This window comes from Pigmentibacter sp. JX0631 (assembly GCF_029873255.1).
Taxonomy (GTDB): domain Bacteria; phylum Bdellovibrionota_B; class Oligoflexia; order Silvanigrellales; family Silvanigrellaceae; genus Silvanigrella.
Genome location: NZ_CP123622.1, coordinates 472,890 through 494,936 on the forward strand (window position 1 = coordinate 472,890; position 22,047 = coordinate 494,936).

Here is a 22,047-nt window from a genome sequence, read left to right on the forward strand (position 1 = left end):
TATCTATTGTTGCATTTTTTATTTTAGTTTACTTAAAACATCCAAGATAAATTTCAATTTTTTCACAAATTTCTTTTGGACCAAGGCCAAATCGTATGTAAGATTTTCCATTGTGATTAAAATATTTTGGCTTGACACAAGATAATTGTTCTGCTTCCTGAAATATATTTTGATTTATTTTTGCTTCTAATATTTCTATCAAGATAAATGGAGCTGAAGAGTGAAAAACATTTAAGTGTTTAAATGTTTTTTCTGCAAATTTTGCTGCATAAGTTAACATCTCTTTTCGATTGCTTAAATACCAATGCTTAATTTCTAATGCATTTAAACATGCTCTTACATTATGGCGCTGTATCCCTAATTTTAGTTTAAAGGCATGAGGAACAGTTCCTACAGCATAACCTACTCTTAATCCAGGCATCCCAAAAAGTTTTGAAAAACTGCCAATTGAAATGACATTGTTTGAAGTATAAAAAGAATGATATTGGGAAGAAAAAAGATCTGAATAAACAAGATCTAGAATAAAAATATGCTGGGGAAACCTTGCTATTAATTCTAGTAAATTATCTATTGAAGCATGATAACCAGTTGGATTATTAGGTACTGTTAATAAAACAACAGCCTCAGATATATTAGTTAATTCTTTAATAAAGATTTGTTGATTGACTTCAATATCTTTCTGCGTAAAGGAGTTTGGAATTTTAATTTTTTGATAACCCAAACTATTAATGATAAACTCATAATTATTCCAAGAAAAATCTTCCATAAGAATAGTTTGACGATCTTTTCTTAACCATGTTAATATTTTTATCAAAGCATCTTCAGCACCATGAAACAGTGTAATTTGATCCAAATTCGATAAATTAGAATTTTTAGCAATTTCTTTCAGTAAATAACCTTGTTCTTGCAAAGATGCATAACAAGATATATCTAAAATGTTAAAATTTGAAAATATTTCAATAATTTTTGGATGATGCTGAAAAAAGTATTCATTTCTGTCTAGATGAATGTGTGACAAATTTCTCTTCCTTTTGTAGTAAAAAAAAACAATTAAACTAGAAAATTAAATTTTCTTCGGTTAAGTTTCATTTATAACTTTTTTGATACATTCGTTCTAAATCCATAAAGGCTAAGAATTATGCTTAAAGTTCAAAGTACAATAACAGAAAAAGTGATCAAACAATTATGGAGTATCTATAAATCAAAGGTAGGTCAAGTTAAAACGATAGAACAGGCTATTAGAAAAATGGGTGACACTTGGAGTGAAGATCATATCGCTTTTAGAACGTTACCCGGAAAAAATTGCAACATGAAAGTTCTTTCAAGTATTTTTGAAATGTTAGGTTATACTCACGCAGGTAACTATGATTTTCCTGAAAAAAAATTAAAAGCTATCTCAATGAATCCTCCAGTGAAAAAAAATGCGCATAGTGCTAAAGTGTTTCCTAAAGTTTTTATTAGTGAGCTTCTTTTAGATTCCTTTTCAAAACCTTTTAAAGAATGCGTTTTAAAATATACTAATGACGTAACTGATTCACCCATAGAAAAGTTAAAAATTCAACTAAGTCAACTAAATGCGGATAATAAAAAAGTAAATCAGTTCGCTAATGAAATAGCATTATTTTTAGGATCAGGTGCCATGTGGCGAGTTCCTAAATATCAAGACTACGAATTGCTAAGAATTGAAAGCGAATACGCTGCTTGGACTTTGGTATTTGGCAATACCCCTAACCACTTCACCGTCAGTGTTCACCTCATGGAAACTTTTAAAAATCTCCAACAATTTAATGACTATGTACAAAAAAAATTAAAAATCGAGATGAATAAATCTGGTGGAAGTATCATTAAAGGCTCCAAAGTTGTAAAATTAGAGCAGAGTGCAACATTAGCGGAAGAAAATGTGGTTCGGTTTCAAGATGGATTTTACAACATTCCATACGCATTTGTAGAATTTGCGTTTCGTCATCCGCTACAAGGCAAAAAACATGATGAATTATGGGAGAGCTACTATCAGGGTTTTGTGACTGACAACGCTGATAAAATATTTGAATCTACAAATAAACGGACTGGTTAAAGATATTCTAGAAAAGAGAAATATATTCAGAAATATTTAATTCTTCCAAAAAGTTTTTATCATGCGAAACAACCAACATAGCACCTAAAAATGATTTTAAACTGGATAATAAAATTTCAATAGAATGGATATCTAAATTGTTAGTTGGTTCATCTAAAATTAAAAGTTCAGGTACATTTTCTTGCAAAAATAAACAAGCTAATGCTACCCGCATTTTTTCCCCACCACTTAACCAATTTATTTTTTTAAATATATCATCTCCATAAAATAAAAATCTTCCTGCACTTATTCTGATTTCATGTAATTTCTTGCTGGGTAAAGCACATTTTTGCATATTTTCTAAAATCGTGTTTTCCTGCTCTAAAAAAGAACAAGATTGATCTAAATAGACAATTTTTTTTGTTCCTAACTTAACAGTTCCAGATTGAGGTAATATTTCACCCAAAATAATTTTTATTAAAGTTGACTTTCCACTTCCATTATTTCCTAAAATAGCTAATCTTTTATTTCCAATTAATGAAAAATTTAAATTCTTCTTCCAAAGAGGATATTGAGAATTAGGATATTGAAAGTTTAGATTTTCACAGATAATAATTTCTTTGCATGATGGAATTTTTGCATTTTCTAAATCTACTTGAATTGAAAATTTTTCGCGGATATTTTCTTTTGAAAGTTTTACTTTATTTTCAGCTTCAAATAATTTTTTCCGATGTATATCCAGCAGATTTGCTGAAGTTTTTTCGGCTTTAGATTTTTTATATTGCAATTCTAAAATAGACATCCCTTCATTTTTAGCTTTTTCTTTCCCTGTAGCAGATTTATGAGCTATTTTTTTCAATACCTCATTTGAAATGTTTTGAATTTTTTTAAGATTTTGTTTTGCATTATCTAAAGTATTTGCGTTCGCAATTTCTTCAATTTCTTGTTGCTCACGGTAAAAACTATAATTCCCTCCATATACTTTTAGTCCTAAATTAGAAATTTCAAATATTCTATCCATCCTATTTAATAATTCAATATCATGACTTGAAATTAAAACGGTTAAATTAGGCTGAATTATGTTTTTCATTAAGTCAATTTTAGCATAGCCATCTAAATTATTTGTTGGTTCGTCTAGTAACAAAATATCAGATTTATCTAAAATTAATTTCGCAAATAATAAACGGATAAGTTCGCCACCGCTTAAACTTTTACCCATTCTATTTAGTGGATAAGGAAATAATTTTACCGCATGAAAAGCAAGAGTTATTTCTCGTTCTAAATCCCAGCTTTGATCTATTATTTGAAAATCTTTCTCACAAGCAACTCCAGAAAAAACATTTTGGAGAGAATTTACTTTTTCTTTTACTTCAAGAATTTCCGCTATTGATTTATTTGCAAAGTCATATAAATTTTGTGGAAAATAGGTAGTTTTACCATGTATTTTGATATCTCCTTGCGTTGCAATTATTTCTTTTTTTAATAAGCGCAATAAAGTTGTTTTTCCAACCCCATTTTTTCCTACAAGCCCTATTTTTTCTCCTTTTTGTACTGAGAAATTAAAATTTTGAAATAGTAAAGTACCATCAGGTAAATTATACCTAATATCACTTACTGAGATAGGAGAAGACATAAATTTTTGGTCTCCAAAAAAATATTTAATTGTTTAAGTAACTAATTTTGTAAAGAATTATTGGTAAGATACGGTATTCATGGCACTCTTTCAAGAATGAAATTAACAGGCAGGGATTGTTTATCAAATTTTAAAGAAAATTGCAAGATATAATCATAGAAGAACTCATAACACCAGCGATAACCCCTATTGATATAGCAATTATTGAAATTAAATATTTATTCTTCATATAGCCCTACTTCTTCTGAAGTAATATTAGAATACCTGAATCATCTCAATTTTTTATGCAATTTTTCTTTTAGAAATGTTGATTGTTTTAATTAATCTAAAAAATGGAGAAATGCAAACTTTACTAAGTTTGTATTTCAACCGCTTCTACTTTCGGTAACGGAATAGAAGTAAAAAAACGGGCGATGCTTTCAAATTGCTCTGGAGAATCCGTACATAAAACTTGTTTCTCTCCATGATTTAATATTTTTTCATATTGATTAGTAGCTATAAATTGTTCAACAAAGTTGACTATTGGTAGCGAAGACTCTACCAAAAAAATGGGATCATTTTGGTCTTTAGAGCCAAGTTTTAAAACCCAGTCACCGTCAATTGATTTATAAATTACAGTTTTCCCTAATCTTCGTTCCAAAGATTCAGCAATTGGTAAAGTTAAGCGTGGATAATGAGTACACGCAAGCATCACAACTTTTGTATCCTCAGGGATATCCCACAAATACATATCACAAGCGGCATCGACCATAGGGCCTTGAGAAATACCTTCCTCAACTAAAGGAACAAATAAAGGACATGCCCTTGCCCAAACATTTTCTACACCATTTCTATTCAATTCTTCATTAAAACGGTTACTACGAACGGTAAATTTTGTCCCAAGAACTGCGACTGATCGTGTTTTATCATCTAGTAACGTAGCAACAAATTTACAAAAACCTTCCACTATTCCTATTATAGGAAGTTTAAATAGATGTTGTAATTCTTTAGCTGCTACACTCGAGGCCGTACCACAAGCAATTATAAGTAACAAAGCATTGCGACTCGCTAAGTAGAGCGTAGCTTCTGAAGCATATCGAGTAATAGTTTCTTGACTTTTGTTACCATAAGGACAACGGGCATTATCCCCTAAATATTGGGTATTTAAATTTGGAAAGCGTTTTAATACATTCTCCCAAACGGTTAAGCCGCCCTGACTGGAATCAAAAAAAGCAATGTTAGGAAGTATGTTTATTTTAGTCATAAGCCTATTACATTTCTAAAAATATTTTCCACTCTTCTCGCTGCATTTATGCCGAATAGTAAATTTTCCCTTTCTTTACATAATGTTTTTAATTCCAAATCAGATATTTTGTTACTTTCTATCATTGCCATTATATTTTCATTTAACAAATTTACCAAACTTGCATTCCAACCAAAATCAATGGCGGCTCTTACATTAGCAGGTGTATCATCAATAAAATATGTATCTCCCACATCTAATTTTTGGCGATATTTTTTGGCAATAAATGCCTGCGCTTCTGTAAAAGCAATTTTATATATTTCTTGATCTGGTTTTTCACAGCCCACATCTTGGCTAAAAATAACAACATCAAATAATTCGCGCAAAGGAATTTTTTTCTCAATAACAACTTCATGCCAAGTGGTAGCGTTGCTTAATACACCAATACCAAAATTAAGTTCACGCAATTTTTTAGCCATTTCTAACACAGATTGCCTAGGAGCACCGACGACATAACTATCAGCTTTTTTAATCTCTTGGATAGAAATTTGATTTTCCAGCTGCGGCATTTTTGCCGTTTTTACTAACACATGGATAAAAGATTTGGCGTAATCATACGCCCCCATTTTACCGCAACACCATTTTTCAAGAACGGCTTCCTTTTTCAATACGCTATAGATACTTTTATGATCTTTCACAGCCGTGGGAGGTAATAATTGCTCAAATGCAGTGATATAATAATCCCAGTCTAAATCAAGCAAAACACTTCCAATATCAAAAAACACAAATCCCGAATATGCTTTATTTTTAAAACAATTTTTATATTTTTCTCCAGAAAATATGTTATCTAGTTCACGTAAGTCAGCTATCTGGATCTCAGGCCAAAGCATTTATCTCTCCTCAAGGGTCGTCAATGACACCCGATAAACATAGTTGAAATCTCATCAACTTTGCAACCATTTTGGATTAGAGAATATGAATAAATTAAAAAACATCAGAACTATCAAAAGTAAAAATCCAAATCCAAAACTAACTGTTCTGCTAGGAGATGAGCATTCACTTTCAGCGAGTATGGAGGGCTTAGTTCTCTCCCAAGCTGGATTTGCTGTAAAACATGCTAAATCTATAGAAGAAATAATCAAAATGATTGCAGATGAAAAAATAGATATTGTTATGCTTGATTATCTATTCCAAAAAGGAAATGCACTGAAAAAAATAGTCCAAGCAAAAAAAATTAGTTTAAATCCAAAAATTAGGTTTGTTGTTACTAGTGTTGTAAATAGCGAAGAATATAAAGATGATATTTTTCAAAATAACGCTGATTTATTTTTGCTAAAACCCAGTCCCAAAAGTAAATTAATTGAAGAATTAAAAAAATTAAGTAAAATTGATTTTAGAAAAAGCTTAAGAGTGAAATGTAATATTCCTTTTAAAGTAAAAAAAGAAAACAAATATTTTGAAACTTACGTTATCGATATTTCTGCTGATGGTTTACATGTAATTGACCAGTCAAATCAGATAAATCCTGTAATCGGTACAGAATTAGAATTTGAATTTTTATTGCCTAAGTCAGATGATTTATTAAAAGCAAAAGGGAGTGTAGTAAGGTTTACCGATGAAGGATTTGGAATAAAATTCACAGAAATAACAAAAGTTACAAAAGAAAAAATAAATAAGTTTGTGCAAAGTAACAGCATAGAAATGAAGTCATCACATTATTATTTACAATAATTTTATTTATGTAATTTTTTAAAAATAGCATTAATTTTAATTCAAATAAAAATCAAAATTAATCCCATTGAGATAAAATTAAAGAAACATCATACCTATTTTTTACTTAGTGAGTTCATACTGCTTACAGCTGGTTTCACTTCAGCAGAAAGATTTACAGCAGCCGCACTTGATTTCTCGTTTTTTAAATTTTTATTATTTGCTTCTTCTATTGACTGTTGATTTTTAATTGATTTTAAATAAGTTTCGTATAATTCTGGTTGTAGAGTTGGACTAGGAACACCATCAGGTCTAGGGTTACTAACCACATCACGCCAAGCTTCGTATAAGGTATTTAAAAGTTTTTCAGCTACTTCAATATCCTCTACTTTATTATTAATATTTGCTTCAATTAATTTATCCATTATAAACATATACAAATTTTCTAAATCAGCAGAAAGTTGTCCACCTACTTCATGGTCAAGAGTGTTTATTAATTCAGCAATTATAGCGATTGCTTTACTTAAGTTTTTTCCTTTTTCAGCAATTTTTTTCTCTTGCATTCTAACTTTAGCAACACGTAGAAATTTTATACATCCTTCATACAACATTAAAAGAACTTTTTCAGGCTTTGCAGTTGTTACATTAGTAGACTGATACGCCTTAAATGCTTTCACATTCATTGAAAAACCATCCTTGAAAATTATGTCTTTAGTAAATTATGCAACTATCCCATAGCATCTAGTTTTTGTTGCAATACTTTACCTTGTGCATTCATTCCACTGATAAGTTGTTCAACATATGCAAACTGTCTTCTTAGTCCTTCTTCTCTTTGCTGAGCCTGTCTTGTTTTCACAGCAATGTCTTTGTCAAAATTTTCGAGAATTCTTTTATATTCTCTTTCTTTTGATGGGATTACCCCACTCTGTTGACTCTGAACATTCCGCACAGCATCTGAGAGTCTTGGTCCTATACCTGAAGAATCATCTGATGTGATGAACAACTTAGAAACACCGACATAATCTTCGGACAAGGATTGTTTAGCTTTAGATTCGTCATATTTTAAGTTGCCAGTTTTTGGGTCGGTAGAAATTCCTATGTCAGCTAAAGTTTGAAACTTTCCTCCATTCACACTAAATTGCATTGAACCTTGCAATGCTCTTCTTAATGTTCTTAAACTGTTATCTTTTGAAAGGACTCCCGCTTTATTGGTATTAGGATCAACTTGAAATTGTTTATCAATAAATTCATTTACTTTATTATATGATTCAATAAATTTTTTTATATTTTCCATAGTTTTATCTACATCATAATCAATCTTAATATTCACTTTTGTACCTGGTTCTGCTCTTTTTATATCTAATACCATTCCAGGAAACAGTTCAGTTACTTTATTTGATTCATTATAGACTTTGACATCTTCAAATAACATTTCTAAATTTCTACCAGTTACCTGTTCTTTAAATTCAAGGTAGGTGGTATCAGGATCTATTGTAACTTTAGCTTCTTTTCCAGATTTTTCTGATATGACAATCAACCTGTAATTTTCTTCATCACTATCTTCAATTCCTTCTTTTGTATTGATTACAATTGCTTTAACTCCTTTATTTAAAGAGTTAATTTGCACAGCAACATCATTTAAAGTCGACCTATCAGGATCAATATCCACATCAAAAGACTCTCCATCCTCTTTTTCAATTGTCATATAACCAAATCCAACAGGAGTGGTGTCTTTATCTGTAAAAGATTGAGTAAGTAATTTATGTGTTCGAGCTAAATGTCTTACTTCTAATTCGTAGGTACCAATGGGGGCATTGTTATCAACTGTTCCTTCAATTATATCAGGATGAGAACTTGTGAGTTTTAATTTATAAAAATCTTGTCTTGTTCTTAATCCATTTAAATTAGTACCTAAAGTACTAACCAAACCTTTTAGATCATTAAATAGTTTATGTTCATCATTAATTTCTTTTTTTCTGGCTTCAACTTTTTTAATAGGTTCATGCTCAATTTCAATTAATTGATCAACCATTTTTGGATCAATTCCTGAACCTGTATTGACTCGAATTCCAGCCATAAGTTAAAATCTCCATATTATAAATATGGCAAAAAACCCAAAATAGATAGGAAAGAATTTTTCCCTCTCTGCCAGATCTTTATTCAGGTAGATATTTGATTCCTTAATGATCTAATTTATAGTATAAAATTTTCCGGTTAAGCAATTTATTGCTTTCAATTGGATATTTTAATATTGGAAAACTGAATGCGAAATGCACCTCAAATTATACACGTAAATACCTCGCAAGCTTTTGGCGGACTAGAACTTTATACTGTTCTGTTAATTCAAAAATTAATAGAAAATGGAATAAAAACATGCCTTTATTGTTTACCAGGAAGCAAAATAGAAATAGAAGCACATAAATTAGGAATAAAAACAATCTCTGGCTATAAACAAGCGCGCATAAGTTTAAAAGATATTAGAAAATTAAGAAAAATAACAATAGCTGAGAATTATCAAATTATTCATACCCATACTCGCCAAGATGTATGGCTTGCTAGTTTGGCATTATTCGGGTTACCTGATAAAAAGCATATTTTTAGCCTTTATATGAGCGCCCCATCAAAAAAAGATTTTATTCATAAATTTATTTACAGTAAAATTCATGCTATTACATCTTCATCTGTTATATTAAATGAAAGAATTAAGCTTAATTATCCAATCCCAAAAGAACAAGTTTTCTTGCTTAGATATGGGAGAGATCTCTCTATTTATCAAAAAAATCAAAGAGAAAGGGAAGAATATCGCAAAAAATTTAATATCACTAGTGATGAAAAAGCCATTATTACCATGTGCCGAATCGATCCGGGCAAGGGGATAAAAGAATTTGCTGAGGCGTTTTTACTTCTGCCAACGGAAATAAGAAAAAAAGTCCATTTTATTATCATGGGAGAGCCTACTCTAGATCACATAGATGCGGCTGGTAATAAAATATTTGAACCTCAAGCAAAACAATTATATGAGTGGCTTCAGGATTATATTGCTAACCCTGAAGTCATGGGAAGAATTCATCTGGTACCTTTTCAAGCAAATTTTGTTCCTTTTTTAAACGCTAGTGATTTATTTGTATTGGCAACTTATAAAGAAACCTATTCTTTATCTGTATTAGATGCTATGGCCATGGGCCTCCCCGTTATTGGGACAAATTCTGGAGGTACTCCTGAGCAAGTACTCAACAACGAAAGAGGGCTCCTTGTAGAACCAAAAAATTCTCATGCAATTGCTAATGCTATTGCAGAATATGTAATATCTCCTGAAAAAATCTTGGAACATGGAGAAAAAGCAAAAAATTGGGTATATACTGAGCATAATTGGAAGAAAAAAATTAGTGAACTTTTAAATTTGTATTATTCTTGTCTGGAGAAGCAAAATGCACATACCTCTATCTAAACCACATATACCCAAAAAAGTATTCGAAAATATAAATCAGGTCTTTGCATCTGGGAAATTATCTGGAGATGGTACTTTTTGTCACTCAACCGAAGAAAAGCTAAAAAATATTCTTAATGTTAAGCACGTTTTACTTACATCATCTTGCACACATGCATTAGAGATGAGCATGTTATTATTGGATGGGAAGGAAGGAGATGAGGTTATTTTGCCTTCATTTACTTTTACATCTACCGCAAATGCCATCCTCGTTGCTGGTTTAAAACCTGTATTTTGCGAAATAGATCCTAAAACTTTTAATATTGATATTAATGATGTCCTGAAAAAAATTACATCTAAAACTATAGCAGTAATTCCAGTTCACTATGCAGGAGTAGCATGTGATATGGAAAAACTATTAGAAATATGTCGTCCAAGGAATATAAAAATCGTCGAAGATGCAGCTCACGCAATTGGAGCAAAATGGAATAATACATATTTAGGCACAATTGGTGATATGGGATGTCTAAGTTTTCATGACACTAAAAATGTTATCTGTGGTGAAGGTGGTGCTTTTTTAACTAATGATGATTCTTTAGCAGAAAAAGCAATGATAATTAGAGAAAAAGGCACTAATCGTTCGCAATTTTTAAAAGGACAAGTTGATAAATATACTTGGGTTGCGAAAGGATCTAGTTATATTCTAGCTGAGCCGTTAGCAGCTATTTTATCAGCAGAAGTTGATATTATGTTTGAATTAAATGCAAAAAGAGGAATTATTCATCATTATTACTACGATACTCTGAAAACATTAGAAGAAAAAAATATTTTAACTTTGCCTTTTCTACCAAACTACGCTGAAACAAATTATCACCTATTTTATATTGTTTTGAATTCTCAGGAACAAAGAAATTCATTAATGTCCCATCTAAGAAATAAGGGGATTGGCGCTACTTTTCACTACATCCCTTTACATTCAGCTCCATTAGGAATTGAGTTAGGCAATAAACCTAATGATTTAACAAATACTGAAGAATATCATTCGAGATTACTTCGACTTCCTCTTTACCCAGATATGGAAAGAAAAGATTATGAAACTGTCGCAAGTGAGATCATGACATGGGCTCAGAAATTTAACTAAACAACTAATTTAATTAAGATAATTATTTATTTTTATCTTTTTCTTAATTTTTTCTTTTCCTTTCCAGATAAAAGCCGATAGCAAAAAGAACAGTATTATAAGGATGACAATGAACCTTAGGCTTTTATCTTTGAATATAATAATACTATCAACAAGTTTAATTTCTTCTGCTTGTCGGTATACACCTACACAGCAAATGCCCCAGAATTACTCAGCTGATAGGTTTCCTTATTCTCCAGAAAAAGATACGCAACGGAACCTACTTGTAAACCAAATTTATCAAATAAATTCTGGTCTTCAGGAGCCAATTCCAAATTTCACAATAGAAGGTAACGTTTTTTGTACTGGGAAATCTACATATAACAGACAATTTATTTCTAATTTAAATGACCACACTTTTAAAATTTCGCCAAATTCAACTTGTTCAGTTACAATTGAAAAGCTGCACATAAATAATAGCGAATTTATTCCACAAATTTATGCTCCAATAAAAAAATATAAAATTTCAATTTTAGAAACAGGTGAATATATATTACCTGATGAAAGCGTTATATATCAAAATGCAATTAAATTTTTTTGGTTAAGCGCTAAAGTTTTACCAAATAATTTATTAGAATTTTATTTATCTGACACTAGCAATTCTGTTTTAACTACAAAATAATAAAAATTTAAAATATTGCAGAAAAACTTTTTTTCTTTTTACTAAAGTGTTAACTTAAAATTTAAATTCTAAATATTCAGGAAACAAAAATGGTAAAAAATATAGCAAAAAATGAGCAAAAAAATGTCAACTTACTAAATCATCCTATTTTAAGTCACTCCCTCTCTTCATTGCGAAAAAAAGAAACAAATTCTAGTGACTTTAGACGTTTACTTAGTGAAATGAGTCGCCTTATGGCTTATGAAAGTTCAAGAGATTTGAAAGTAAGAAACCATATTATTGAAACTCCCTTTGAAAGAATTGAAAGCCCTTTTATTTCTGAGGATGTAACTATTGTCGCTGTAATGCGAGCTGGTATGGGTATGCTTGATGGTTTTATGCAAATGTTCCCTCACTCAAAAGTTGGACATATCGGCATATATCGCGATAAATTTTTAAATAATACAGTTGAATATTATTTTAGACTGCCAAACGACATTGAGAATAACAAAATTTTCTTACTTGATCCGTTACTTGCAACGGGTTCAACTGTTGTTGCTGCTATAAATAGATTAAAGCAATATGGGGTCAATGAAATACGTTTTCATTGTTTGCTTGCTTCACCAGGAGGTTTGGAATTACTCCAAAATACACATCCAGATGTCTCTATTTATTGCTTATCTGTCGAGCGTGGTTTAGATGAAAAAGGATACATCTTGCCTGGGTTAGGAGATGCAGGAGATCGTATCTACGGCACAATTTAATTTTAATTAGGGTATTCATTTGAAAAACAAAAAATCTTCTACCGTTATTGCAATTACTGGGGGCAGTGGTTCAGGAAAAACCACTGCCGCACGCAAACTTTTGAAACTTTTTGGTAAAGAACAATGCCAGATAATAAGTCAGGATAGTTACTATTTTGATCATAGTAAAAAATTTACTGGAGATGGGAGCGTTAATTTTGATCATCCAAATTCTATTGATTTTACATTAATGGCAAACCATATAGAATCATTAGCAAATGGTCTTCAAATAGAAATGCCAATTTATGATTTTGTTACCCACACCAGAAAATCTGAGACAATCCAAGTAATGCCTAGTCCCTTTTTAATTGTAGATGGGATTTTAATATTATCCCAAGAAGTTTTAAGACCTCTTTTTGATATCTCTATTTTTATAGATATCCCTGAAGATGTCAGGTTCCAAAGACGCTTGAAGCGAGATGTAGAAGAAAGAGGAAGAAGCCCTGAAGGAGTCAAAGTTCAATATAATTCATTTGTTAAACCTATGCATGACCAATTTGTCCAACCTTCAAGAAAATTTGCCTCATATATTGCCTATGATAACGATACTGTGAATAACTATTTATTAACCGAATTAGTTGAGAATCTAAAAAATTAAGCATTAAAAAATCCATATCCTTTAAATTTTCTTTAAAATTGCTATCTACATTCTTTCTTATTTGTTTTGAAAATTCAGCATTCAGTGTATATTTCGATGACCTTAAACTTTTTTCTGGGGGAAAAATGAACTTTTCTTTAAAAGATTTGTTAAATAAGAATAAATATAGAATCGCAACAACCGTAACATTAACAACTTTAGCTTTTATCGGGTGTCAATCCCAAAAATCCAAAAGTTCTGATGATGTATTAGGCTCCTTTAACTCTAAAACCATTAAATTTAAAGATCTTTCAACAGCTGAAAAAACTGAACTTATCAATGCACAAAAAAAAGTATATGAAACGGCATCGGCTATTTTAGAAAAGCACTATTTAGATGCATGGTTTGATGATTATAAAAATCAAAATAAACTAGCTTCCTTAGATGCTGCTAAAGAAGATTACTATTCTAAAAAAGCAGTAGTTGGAGATGAAGTTGTTAAAAAATTTCTTGCAGACAATGCTAACAACCCTCAACTTTTGCAGATACCAGAAGACAAACGTTCTGGTTTGGTCAAACAATATCTAACAAGAATGGAACAAGCTAAAGCTGAACAAGAACTTATAGCTGAAGCTCAAGATAAAGGCAAAATTAAAGTTACTGGGATTGAAAAACCACAAGAAATAGTTGTCACCTTTAATGATGCAACAGGATATAAATATAATAGTAATTTAAAAAATCCTAAGGTTACTATAGTTGAATTTGCTGATTATCAATGTCCTTATTGCGTAAGAACTCATGAAACTCTTGAAAAAGTAATGGCTGAATACAAGGACAAAGTTCAATACATTTATAAAGATTTTCCTTTAATGCAAATCCACCCAGAAGCTCTACCAGCTGCAATTGCTGCGAAATGTGCTGCTAATCAAAACAAATACTGGGACATGCACAAATCGCTATATGTTAAAGGCTCTACTGATAAACTTTCATCTGAGACTTATCAAAAAATAGCTACAGAGCTAAAATTAAATATTGCTGATTTTAAAACCTGTTTAGAAGACAAAGATAAAACCATAAGCCAAGCTGTAATGGCACAAATGGAAGAGGGAAATAGTGTTGGAGTGAATGCTACTCCTTCCATTTTTATTAATGGTGAAAAATTTGAAGGTAATTTAAGCGTTGCTGGTCTGAAGAAAGAAATTGATGCTAAATTAAACGCAAAGTAACTTAGACCTTTCCATTACCAAACGACCAACAAGCTCTTTTCATTAGAAAAGAGCTTGTTTTTTATTAAATTAAAAAAATAATTAAGAGTGTACAAATTCATGACAGCAGTGTATAAAAATTATACATTATTTCTTTCTTAAATTATAGTTCTTTACCATTAACTGAAAATAAATTATACACTTTACCTTTGTTCACTTTCTCTACTTAGAACTTTATCTTTTTAAAGAATAAAAATAATTTATAAAAATAAAGAAAAAAATTTATTTTTTTATCCATTTTTCTATAAAAAACATTAATTCAATTTTAATTCAAAATTAATTAACAGTTATCTTTTTTGAAATAATTAAAAATCATCTAAATATTTTGGCACATTATTTGCTTTGTTTTTTTTATCGGTTCGTTCATCTTGAGCAGGGAGAGATCATGCAATTAAATAGTCATAATGTGAAGTATTTATACACTAGTCTGCTTTCCTTAGTTGCAGTTAGTTGTAATGTTGATTCAAAAAAATCAAAATCAGAAAAATTTGATGGTTCAAATTTTGTTACTGTTAGTGAGAAGAATTATAATAAAAATTACGACCTATCTACAGAAATAAATGAAAATAAAGTAGTAAAATTAGAAGGAATTAAAAATTCTGAAAAACTTCAAGAACTTTTATTTAAAGTTTCACCAATTGCATTAAATGATTCTGAAAGTAGCGATAAAGAAACTGACGTTTATTTATATAAAAACAATGAAAATAACCTTAGCTTAATTTCTGCAAGCAGCAATAATAAAGATACTGAAAAAGAAGTTGGAAAAATGATTTATGCTGAATTAAATTCAGAAAATAAATCTGATACTGAAGAAAATGATCAACCTCTTGACAAATCTTCTGTCACAGTAACTATTTTTGAGGAAAATTTATCTTGTTTTATGCCAAAATTAAGCAAAGATGACTCTCAATTAATTGATTACTGCGATAAAAAAGCTAATGTAAAATTACATTTTAAAGTAGATATGTTCGGCTCTCGTGCTGGAGAATTTATTCCTAAGGAAAATCCAAGTCAAAAAATAAGAACTGAAGATGGAAAATTCATAACTTTTAGCATTTCCCCAAGTGAAAGGGGTGGCCCAGGGTGGCATATAAAAAATTCTATCAAACAAGAAAAAATAAAATATGGAGACAGAATTTCTCCAGTAGCAAACAAGTATTTTTTTGAAATAAACTCTGACTCAAATAGTGGGAAAACTTTAGAAAATCAAGTACATATTGCAAACACTTTTCCAACAAATTTAAATCCTAAAACTACTTTTAGCGAAACGATAGGTTACAACTCAGGCATATCTGGTGGCTTAAAATTAGGCAGTAAAGCTGAATTCAAGCCAGCAGTTTCTCCAGCAACAGGACTTAGTCTTGGAGAAGTTGAAGCAAATGTTGGCTTAGAACTTGGTGCAAATATATTAAGAACAAGATCTAGAACAATTCAATTTGAGACATATGAATACACTGTCGAAAATAATAGCAATGGAAATAAAGCAATGTGGATTTGGGATGCAAAAATTCCAGAAAACATATGCACCTATTTAACTGGTTTTGACACAAAAAATTGTGACTTTAGTACATTACCTTGGAACACCAGATGGGCATCAAACATTAATAAGTTTTCAGCTATCAGCCACAAATCTTTTACACCAGCATTTTTGGCTACATATAGAACTTCAACTAGAAACAAAGGGATAACTTCTTTTGAAATCAGCACAAAAGCTCAAACAGCTGCTATATTTGGAGAAGTTTCACAATTGGTTATAAAAAAATCTTATAAGCTTGAAGTAGGTACTGGAGAAATTTCTGTAAATCCAATTGTAGTTTCAGTGAATTGGAATTCTCCATTTTTTGCCTCTGAAGAAAATATAAGATTGCAAAAAACAAATAGCCTTTATGCAACAAAATGTTTGGCTGTAAATAAAGCAACCAATGTTGTTTCATTAGCTGACTGTGATAATACCCATGAACAAATTTGGGGATATGACATAGAATTAAAGCTATTTAAATCTAGAACTGGACTGAATAATCTTTGCTTAGCTCTTCAACAAGATAAATCTGGACAAGATGTTGCTGTAGCCGAACCATGTTTTGCAAATAGTGAAGATAAAGTTGTAAAAAATAATCAAATTTGGGAATTTACAACTGAAGGCTATATAAGGTCTAAAGAAGATCCTGAGCAAAGAGTGCTTGATACGAATGATAATGGAGAACTTGTATTAAAAGTTCCCAATAAGTTAACACCAAAATTTAAAGCTTATGACGCCAAACTTTAAAAGCTCTTTAGCAAAGAGACGAAGATAATAACATCCTCGTCTCTTTTTTTGTTAACGCTTCTAAAATTATTTTAAGATTTAAAATTTCGTTTGAAAAACAATTTACTTAGCTAAAGCAGCAACTCCTAAAAGTCCTTTTATATCTTCATCCGTGATAGATAAACCAGCACCTACAAATGGAAACGGCTTATCATATAAAACCAAGCCGTCTACCCCAGCCGTAAGAAAGATATTTGGGGTAATAAATACGTTTGTAAAAGCTTTGATATTAAATGGACCTTTGCTGCCATATTGAGTATCAGATGGTGTTGGGCTGCCACCAAATTGAGAAAACTCAATAGACCCAACTAAACGATCTTTAAATACAAAAAAATCTGTTGCAAATCCGCCTGAACTAGCAAACATACCAACCCTCAGCCCCATAAAACCAATTCTTTGCGAAATTTGTAAATTATACCGTAAATTTGAAACATTTTCATTGGTATTTTTTTGGGTAGTTGTAGTGGTTGTATTTCCATTTGTAGTGGTTGTTGCAGTTGTCGTATCTACTTGTCTTCCATATGATACATTTGTAATACCTAATAAATAATATCTATCGGGGCGTGTGGAAAACATTAAATCAAACTCATTTGTAAATTTATCGCCAGTTTGCGCATTCGCCACCCTAAATTCAGCTCTATCCATCATTGTTAATTTTAATTGCGAAATAGGTTTTACGACGTCTTGAATGCTTTTCAAAGTAGCTTTAACTTCATCTGCAGTTTCATCTTTTGCAATTAACTGCCCAATAGTTCCTTCACCTTTTTCAATTTTAGAGGCCATTCTTTTTATAGAAGCTGTTGCCTCATCTACATTGGCAATAATATTTTCAATTTTTTCACGGTTTTCAGGAGTCGAAATATTTCTTAATTCAGAACTAAATGTTTTTAAATCGGAAATAATTTGATCTACTTTCGAGTCATTGCGCTCAATTAAATTTGAAATTCTAACTGCGCTATCTCGTATTCCTTTAATTGCTTCTTTTATGTTTGTTTTTTGCGAAGAAGTTATATCACGCAAATCAGCAGATACACCTTCAATATTATCAAGAATATTTTTAACAGAATTTTCACCTTCTTTAGTACCTAAAACATTCGATAAAGACCCAGTAATTTTTTTAATATCTCGGGCAATATTATTTAAATTTGTCATAAGAGCTTCAATGTCATTGGATTCTGGATTTCTAGGCATAAATTCGCCTGAAGACATATTTCCGACACCAGCTTGGTTTCTGACTATTTCAATAAATACATCACCTAAAATTCCTCTTGATTTTATTTCAAGAAAAGAACCCTTCGGTATTTTTAAATTACCGTCAACACTAAAATTTATTTTTGCACCATCCTGCAAAATTTCTACTGAAGTAACTTCACCAACCTGAACACCTGATGCACGCACTTGAGTGCGCTCTGCAACTCCTCTAACGTTACTTATCACAGTGTAAAAATGTTGTTTTTTTGAGGCAAAAGGATTTCCACCTAAAACCACAGCTGTGGTTGTTAGGACTGAAGCACCTAATATAGTAAATAAACCAACTTTAACTTCAGAGGACAGTGCCATTGTAAAACTAATCCTTAAATTCTAGATTCCGCATATTTAAATATTAAATTAAGCTATAGGAACTTCTAATGGTCCATTTCTGCCGCCAGTTAAAAATTGTCTAACAAGTTCGTCGCGACTTGATGCAAAATCATTTGGAGTTCCATGAAAGTATATTTTTCCTTTATGCAAAAGAAAAACATAATCTGCGACATTCATCACAGATGTAATGTCATGGCTTACCACAACAGAAGTGATACCGTCCAAATTTTTTTGCGTGTTTATTATCAAATTATCAATTAAGTCTGAAACCAGGGGATCCATACTTGTTGTAGGCTCATCATAAAGTAACAACTCAGGTTTTAGTGCCAAAGCTCTTGCAAGACCTACCCGTTTTCTTTCACCTATTGATAACTCTGGAGGATATTTTTCTTGGATACCAGGTAAACCAACCGTAGTAAGTAGTTGCGCTACTTCACTTTCTAATTCTGATTGCTTTAGTTTGCGATGATTTTGGAGTGGAAAAGACACATTTTCAAAAATAGTTAAACTATCAAACAATGCACCATCTTGAAAAAGAATACCAATTTTACTTCTAACTAATTCCCATTTTTCCTCAGAAGCACTCATCATATTGTTGCCATTAATAAAAATAGAACCGGAATCTGGTTTTAGCAGTCCGACTATATTCTTTAAAGTAACAGATTTTCCTTCTCCACTTCGTCCAATAATGAATGAAATTTTATTTCTTGGAATTTCTATATTCAATCCATTTAACACATGGTTATTACCAAACGATTTTTTTACTTCGACAAGTGAAACAATGCTCTGACTTGACATAATTATAATGTTTTACCTTATTTGGAAAATAGTTATGAAAAAGTCACCAACTAATATTGATAACAAACTAGCAACAACTGCGCTAGTAGTTGCCTCACCCACTCCTTTTGCTCCACCTTTTGCCTTAAACCCTTTATAGCAAGCAATAGTTGAAAAAATAAAACCAAATGCGGTAGCTTTAATTAAGCCTTTAACTACATCACTCCAATAAACAATCCATTTTAATTGCTGCATAAAAGTCATCGTATCAACTTTATAAAAGATAACTGCTACGGCATAACAGCCAATGACACCAACAAATAAAAAAATAGCTGCCAGAATTGGCATCATTATTGTACTTGCTAAAACCCTAGGAATAACGAGATAACTAATAGGATTTACACCCATTGCTTCCATTGCATCAATTTGTTCATTAACGCGCATAGTTGCAATTTCAGCAGCCATTGCAGCACCTGCACGCCCAATGACAATAAAACCACACATCACTGGTCCTAATTCTAGTGCGAGAGATTTTCCAGTTGCAGCACCCATTAATCCTTCTGCACTAAACAATCTAAAAATAACACCTAATTGTAATCCCAATACCCCACCCACAAAAAAGGCAGAAATTAAAATGATAGTAGCACTTTTATTTCCTACAAATTCTAATTGTTTAATTAAAAGACCTAATCTAAAAGGAGGCTTAAAAAACCAAACAAAAACTTCTTTAAAAAACAACAAAAAACGTCCTAAACCTGCAAGTAATTTTATTAAAACATCACCGATTACAAAAGGAACTAACGTAATATATTTCATTTTAAATATTTCCTGTTTTTTGCTGAATAATATCCCCTAGAGAAGATAAGTCAGAAAAGCGTAATTCTTGCTCACCGTCTAATCCAGAAGCGATTGGTATTTCAATGATGGATATTTTTGCAAACGAAAGTTCCTTAGAAATTTTTGTTTGTGTGTCTAAATAGCTTTTTAAATAGTTAGTAAATAATTTTTCTTTCTCATCAATAAATGAATTATCTTGAATAAACTGCAAAAGATTGGCATCTATTTTTAAATGCTCAGGAAAAGTTTTATTAATAATGGCATATTTGGGTTTAATACCTAAATTAACTAATATTCTTTGAATTTCTTTTGCTGTAAAAATTGCATCTTCTCTTATTGCGGTAACAATAAATATTTGAGTAGATGGCGTATTTAACCATTTTTGAGCTATTTTAATTCTTTCAAGTGCTGTAATAAAAACTTCGTCTAATAAAATTAAAAACTCACCAAAATTGACTATAAAATTGCGCCCACCTACTAAAGCTAAACCATCAATAATTTTTTTTGCTCCAGATTTAAATGCCCTTGCTACAAAACTTTGTTTTTCATGCGCACTTCCAACAAACCATTTAACCCAATCAATAATTTTACTATCTAAAAATAGTGAAACTTTCTCAGGCTTGGCAATAAAATCTATAGCATGAATACCGGGTGCTGTATCTATAACTAGCTCCTCTGTTTCAGGATATTGTTCAAGCCATTCCGCAACCCTTATTGCAGCTAAAGTATCAATGGCTGTGGCCATTTTGTTCGATAGTGCAGAAAAATAAGGATTTTTTAACAAATCATCCTTTTTTTCTTGCGACAACCCTTTTTCTTCTACCCAACGCATTAAGCTATCACCAATATGCAAGACGGAAGCACGTAATTGTCCTTTAGAATTTTCCAGAGGTATGATCGTACCCTCCTCTGTAATCGAGGTTGTACCTAAAGCTGTTTGTAATCTTTTAGCAGGATCAATACTTATGAGTCCGACATTTTTTCCCTTTTGCGCCATTGAGATGGCAAAAGAAGCAGACAACGTCGTTTTTCCAACTCCACCAGCTCCTAAAAAAACATGCAATCTTGGAAAAGATTTTCCCATGGAAACCTCTTAAGGAGTTCATTTTTTAAAAGTAAGAAGATAATAATTCAAGCATTTGGGGATGTGAATTAGACTGATTAATAATATTTAAATCAGGTAAAGAAACTATTGGAAGAGAATTATTTTTTTTATCCCTTTGATTTTTTGCCCAATTTGTTAATTTATTTTCATTCAGAGTTCTTTTATGCAGTATCGACAAAATTAATTTTAGTTCATTTTTAGCGTTATTAGTTTTTAATTTTGCTAATAAGTTTTTAAACCAAAAATCTTCTTCTGAAAAATTAAATGCAGGAAATTGATCAACATTTACAGATTGATTCACTATTAAAGCCAAGGGAGGTCTGAGCAATTGACTTGTAATTTTGGGGATAGTTTCTATACTTTCTTCGATTGGTAATTCCTCTGGTAAAGTAACAACTAAAACTCCTGTTTTTTCTCCATCCAACAAAAGTTTATTAACTCTTTCACACTCATAAGCAAGTGGCCCGGTCATTCCTAAATTTGCAACAGCAGGTGCAATGCCAAATAGTGATAAACCGTGTCCTGTCGCAGGAGAGTCTACGATAACTTTATCGTAGCAATATCCTTTTTCTTTTTCAGCGAGTTCAACTAACCAAAAAAGACGACCAAGAAAAAATAACTCTTGAACTCCAGGGGCGGCATGAATCAGTCGTTGTACGTGCTTATTTTCAATGACGACATTATAAATTAATCGCATTTTAAGATGTTCAACAAAGTATTCCTTAATAGACTCAGACGCAGAAAAGTTCATTGTCTTATAACCATGCGGAGTAGAAGATTCTTTGTGCGTGCAAGCAGGGATCGAATAAAGTTGAGAAATGGCATCTTTTAATGCCCATTGAACTAACAAAACTTTTTCACCTTGTTGCGCATAACGATACGCAATGGAAGCCGAGACCGTGGTTCTTCCTACACCACCTTTTCCTACTACAAATATAAGCTTTTGCTTTAATTCATTTAAAAGCGTCATG

Annotated in this window: 20 protein-coding genes; 9 read left to right on the forward strand and 11 right to left on the reverse strand. The window is 31.3% G+C overall.

All coding sequences use genetic code 11. The features are described 5' to 3' along the window. Positions 1–28 precede the first annotated feature (28 nt). Entirely contained in the window at positions 29–1,018 is a 990-nt protein-coding gene (locus tag QEJ31_RS01995) for a pyridoxal phosphate-dependent aminotransferase (RefSeq protein WP_280592117.1), read from the reverse strand. Between the two features lie 120 nt (positions 1,019–1,138). On the opposite strand from QEJ31_RS01995, the gene QEJ31_RS02000 reads away from it, so the two are divergent. Further along, a complete protein-coding gene (locus QEJ31_RS02000; RefSeq protein ID WP_280592118.1) occupies positions 1,139–2,074 on the forward strand; it encodes a DUF1338 domain-containing protein in 936 nt (311 codons plus the stop codon). Between the two features lie 7 nt (positions 2,075–2,081). Here QEJ31_RS02000 and QEJ31_RS02005 read toward each other — a convergent pair whose 3' ends face one another. From QEJ31_RS02005 to QEJ31_RS02015, 3 genes are all read right to left on the reverse strand, one after another. After that, positions 2,082–3,686 carry an ABC-F family ATP-binding cassette domain-containing protein gene (locus tag QEJ31_RS02005; protein WP_280592119.1) on the reverse strand — a complete coding sequence of 535 codons (1,605 nt, stop codon included), beginning with the start codon at positions 3,684–3,686 and terminating at the stop codon, positions 2,082–2,084. A 352-nt stretch (positions 3,687–4,038) separates the two neighbouring features. Beyond that, positions 4,039–4,929: a glutamate racemase gene (murI, locus tag QEJ31_RS02010; RefSeq protein ID WP_280592120.1), complete on the reverse strand. Its 891-nt coding sequence runs from the start codon at positions 4,927–4,929 to the stop codon at positions 4,039–4,041. Beyond that, positions 4,926–5,798, reverse strand: coding sequence for an HAD-IA family hydrolase (locus QEJ31_RS02015; protein WP_280592121.1), 873 nt, complete (start codon positions 5,796–5,798; stop codon positions 4,926–4,928). The genes murI and QEJ31_RS02015 overlap by 4 nt, the downstream gene beginning before the upstream one ends. 85 nt (positions 5,799–5,883) lie before the next feature. On the opposite strand from QEJ31_RS02015, the gene QEJ31_RS02020 reads away from it, so the two are divergent. Then, a complete protein-coding gene (locus QEJ31_RS02020) occupies positions 5,884–6,639 on the forward strand; it encodes a response regulator (RefSeq protein ID WP_280592122.1) in 756 nt (251 codons plus the stop codon). A gap of 95 nt (positions 6,640–6,734) precedes the next feature. Here QEJ31_RS02020 and fliS read toward each other — a convergent pair whose 3' ends face one another. Beyond that, the gene (gene fliS, locus QEJ31_RS02025) at positions 6,735–7,301 is read right to left on the reverse strand and encodes a flagellar export chaperone FliS (RefSeq protein WP_280592123.1); all 567 of its coding nucleotides are present in this window, start codon (positions 7,299–7,301) and stop codon (positions 6,735–6,737) included. A 44-nt stretch (positions 7,302–7,345) separates the two neighbouring features. Then, a complete protein-coding gene (gene fliD / locus QEJ31_RS02030) occupies positions 7,346–8,695 on the reverse strand; it encodes a flagellar filament capping protein FliD (RefSeq protein WP_280592124.1) in 1,350 nt (449 codons plus the stop codon). Positions 8,696–8,881: 186 nt separating this feature from the next. On the opposite strand from fliD, the gene QEJ31_RS02035 reads away from it, so the two are divergent. The 7 genes from QEJ31_RS02035 to QEJ31_RS02065 all read left to right on the forward strand — a co-directional run bounded on the left by QEJ31_RS02035 (position 8,882) and on the right by QEJ31_RS02065 (position 16,737). Then, positions 8,882–10,066 (forward strand): glycosyltransferase family 4 protein, encoded by a 1,185-nt coding sequence (locus tag QEJ31_RS02035; protein ID WP_280592125.1) that lies wholly within the window; start codon positions 8,882–8,884, stop codon positions 10,064–10,066. Beyond that, positions 10,047–11,186 (forward strand): dTDP-4-amino-4,6-dideoxygalactose transaminase, encoded by a 1,140-nt coding sequence (gene rffA, locus QEJ31_RS02040; protein ID WP_280592126.1) that lies wholly within the window; start codon positions 10,047–10,049, stop codon positions 11,184–11,186. Before QEJ31_RS02035 ends, rffA begins: the two co-directional genes overlap by 20 nt. Before the next feature lie 109 nt (positions 11,187–11,295). Beyond that, positions 11,296–11,847, forward strand: coding sequence for a hypothetical protein (locus QEJ31_RS02045; RefSeq protein WP_280592127.1), 552 nt, complete (start codon positions 11,296–11,298; stop codon positions 11,845–11,847). 89 nt (positions 11,848–11,936) lie between these two features. Next, positions 11,937–12,590 carry a uracil phosphoribosyltransferase gene (gene upp, locus QEJ31_RS02050; protein ID WP_280592128.1) on the forward strand — a complete coding sequence of 218 codons (654 nt, stop codon included), beginning with the start codon at positions 11,937–11,939 and terminating at the stop codon, positions 12,588–12,590. A 19-nt stretch (positions 12,591–12,609) separates the two neighbouring features. Beyond that, complete coding sequence (gene udk / locus QEJ31_RS02055) at positions 12,610–13,227, forward strand: uridine kinase (RefSeq protein WP_280592129.1); 618 nt, start codon at positions 12,610–12,612, stop codon at positions 13,225–13,227. Between the two features lie 125 nt (positions 13,228–13,352). Next, positions 13,353–14,432, forward strand: coding sequence for a thioredoxin domain-containing protein (locus QEJ31_RS02060; RefSeq protein ID WP_280592130.1), 1,080 nt, complete (start codon positions 13,353–13,355; stop codon positions 14,430–14,432). 424 nt (positions 14,433–14,856) lie between these two features. After that, positions 14,857–16,737 (forward strand): ricin-type beta-trefoil lectin domain protein, encoded by a 1,881-nt coding sequence (locus QEJ31_RS02065; protein ID WP_280592131.1) that lies wholly within the window; start codon positions 14,857–14,859, stop codon positions 16,735–16,737. A 102-nt stretch (positions 16,738–16,839) separates the two neighbouring features. Here QEJ31_RS02065 and QEJ31_RS02070 read toward each other — a convergent pair whose 3' ends face one another. From QEJ31_RS02070 to QEJ31_RS02090, 5 genes are read right to left on the reverse strand one after another with little or no spacing between them, the layout of a single operon-like run. Beyond that, complete coding sequence (locus QEJ31_RS02070; RefSeq protein WP_280592132.1) at positions 16,840–18,336, reverse strand: MlaD family protein; 1,497 nt, start codon at positions 18,334–18,336, stop codon at positions 16,840–16,842. A 48-nt stretch (positions 18,337–18,384) separates the two neighbouring features. Continuing rightward, positions 18,385–19,155, reverse strand: coding sequence for an ATP-binding cassette domain-containing protein (locus QEJ31_RS02075; protein ID WP_280592133.1), 771 nt, complete (start codon positions 19,153–19,155; stop codon positions 18,385–18,387). A 12-nt stretch (positions 19,156–19,167) separates the two neighbouring features. Continuing rightward, complete coding sequence (locus QEJ31_RS02080) at positions 19,168–19,950, reverse strand: ABC transporter permease (protein WP_280592134.1); 783 nt, start codon at positions 19,948–19,950, stop codon at positions 19,168–19,170. Between the two features lies 1 nt (position 19,951). Then, positions 19,952–21,055, reverse strand: a complete 1,104-nt coding sequence (locus QEJ31_RS02085; protein ID WP_280592135.1) for an ArsA-related P-loop ATPase — start codon at positions 21,053–21,055, stop codon at positions 19,952–19,954. 25 nt (positions 21,056–21,080) lie between these two features. Further along, positions 21,081–22,046, reverse strand: a complete 966-nt coding sequence (locus QEJ31_RS02090) for an ArsA family ATPase (protein WP_280592136.1) — start codon at positions 22,044–22,046, stop codon at positions 21,081–21,083. Between the last annotated feature and the right edge of the window lies 1 nt (position 22,047).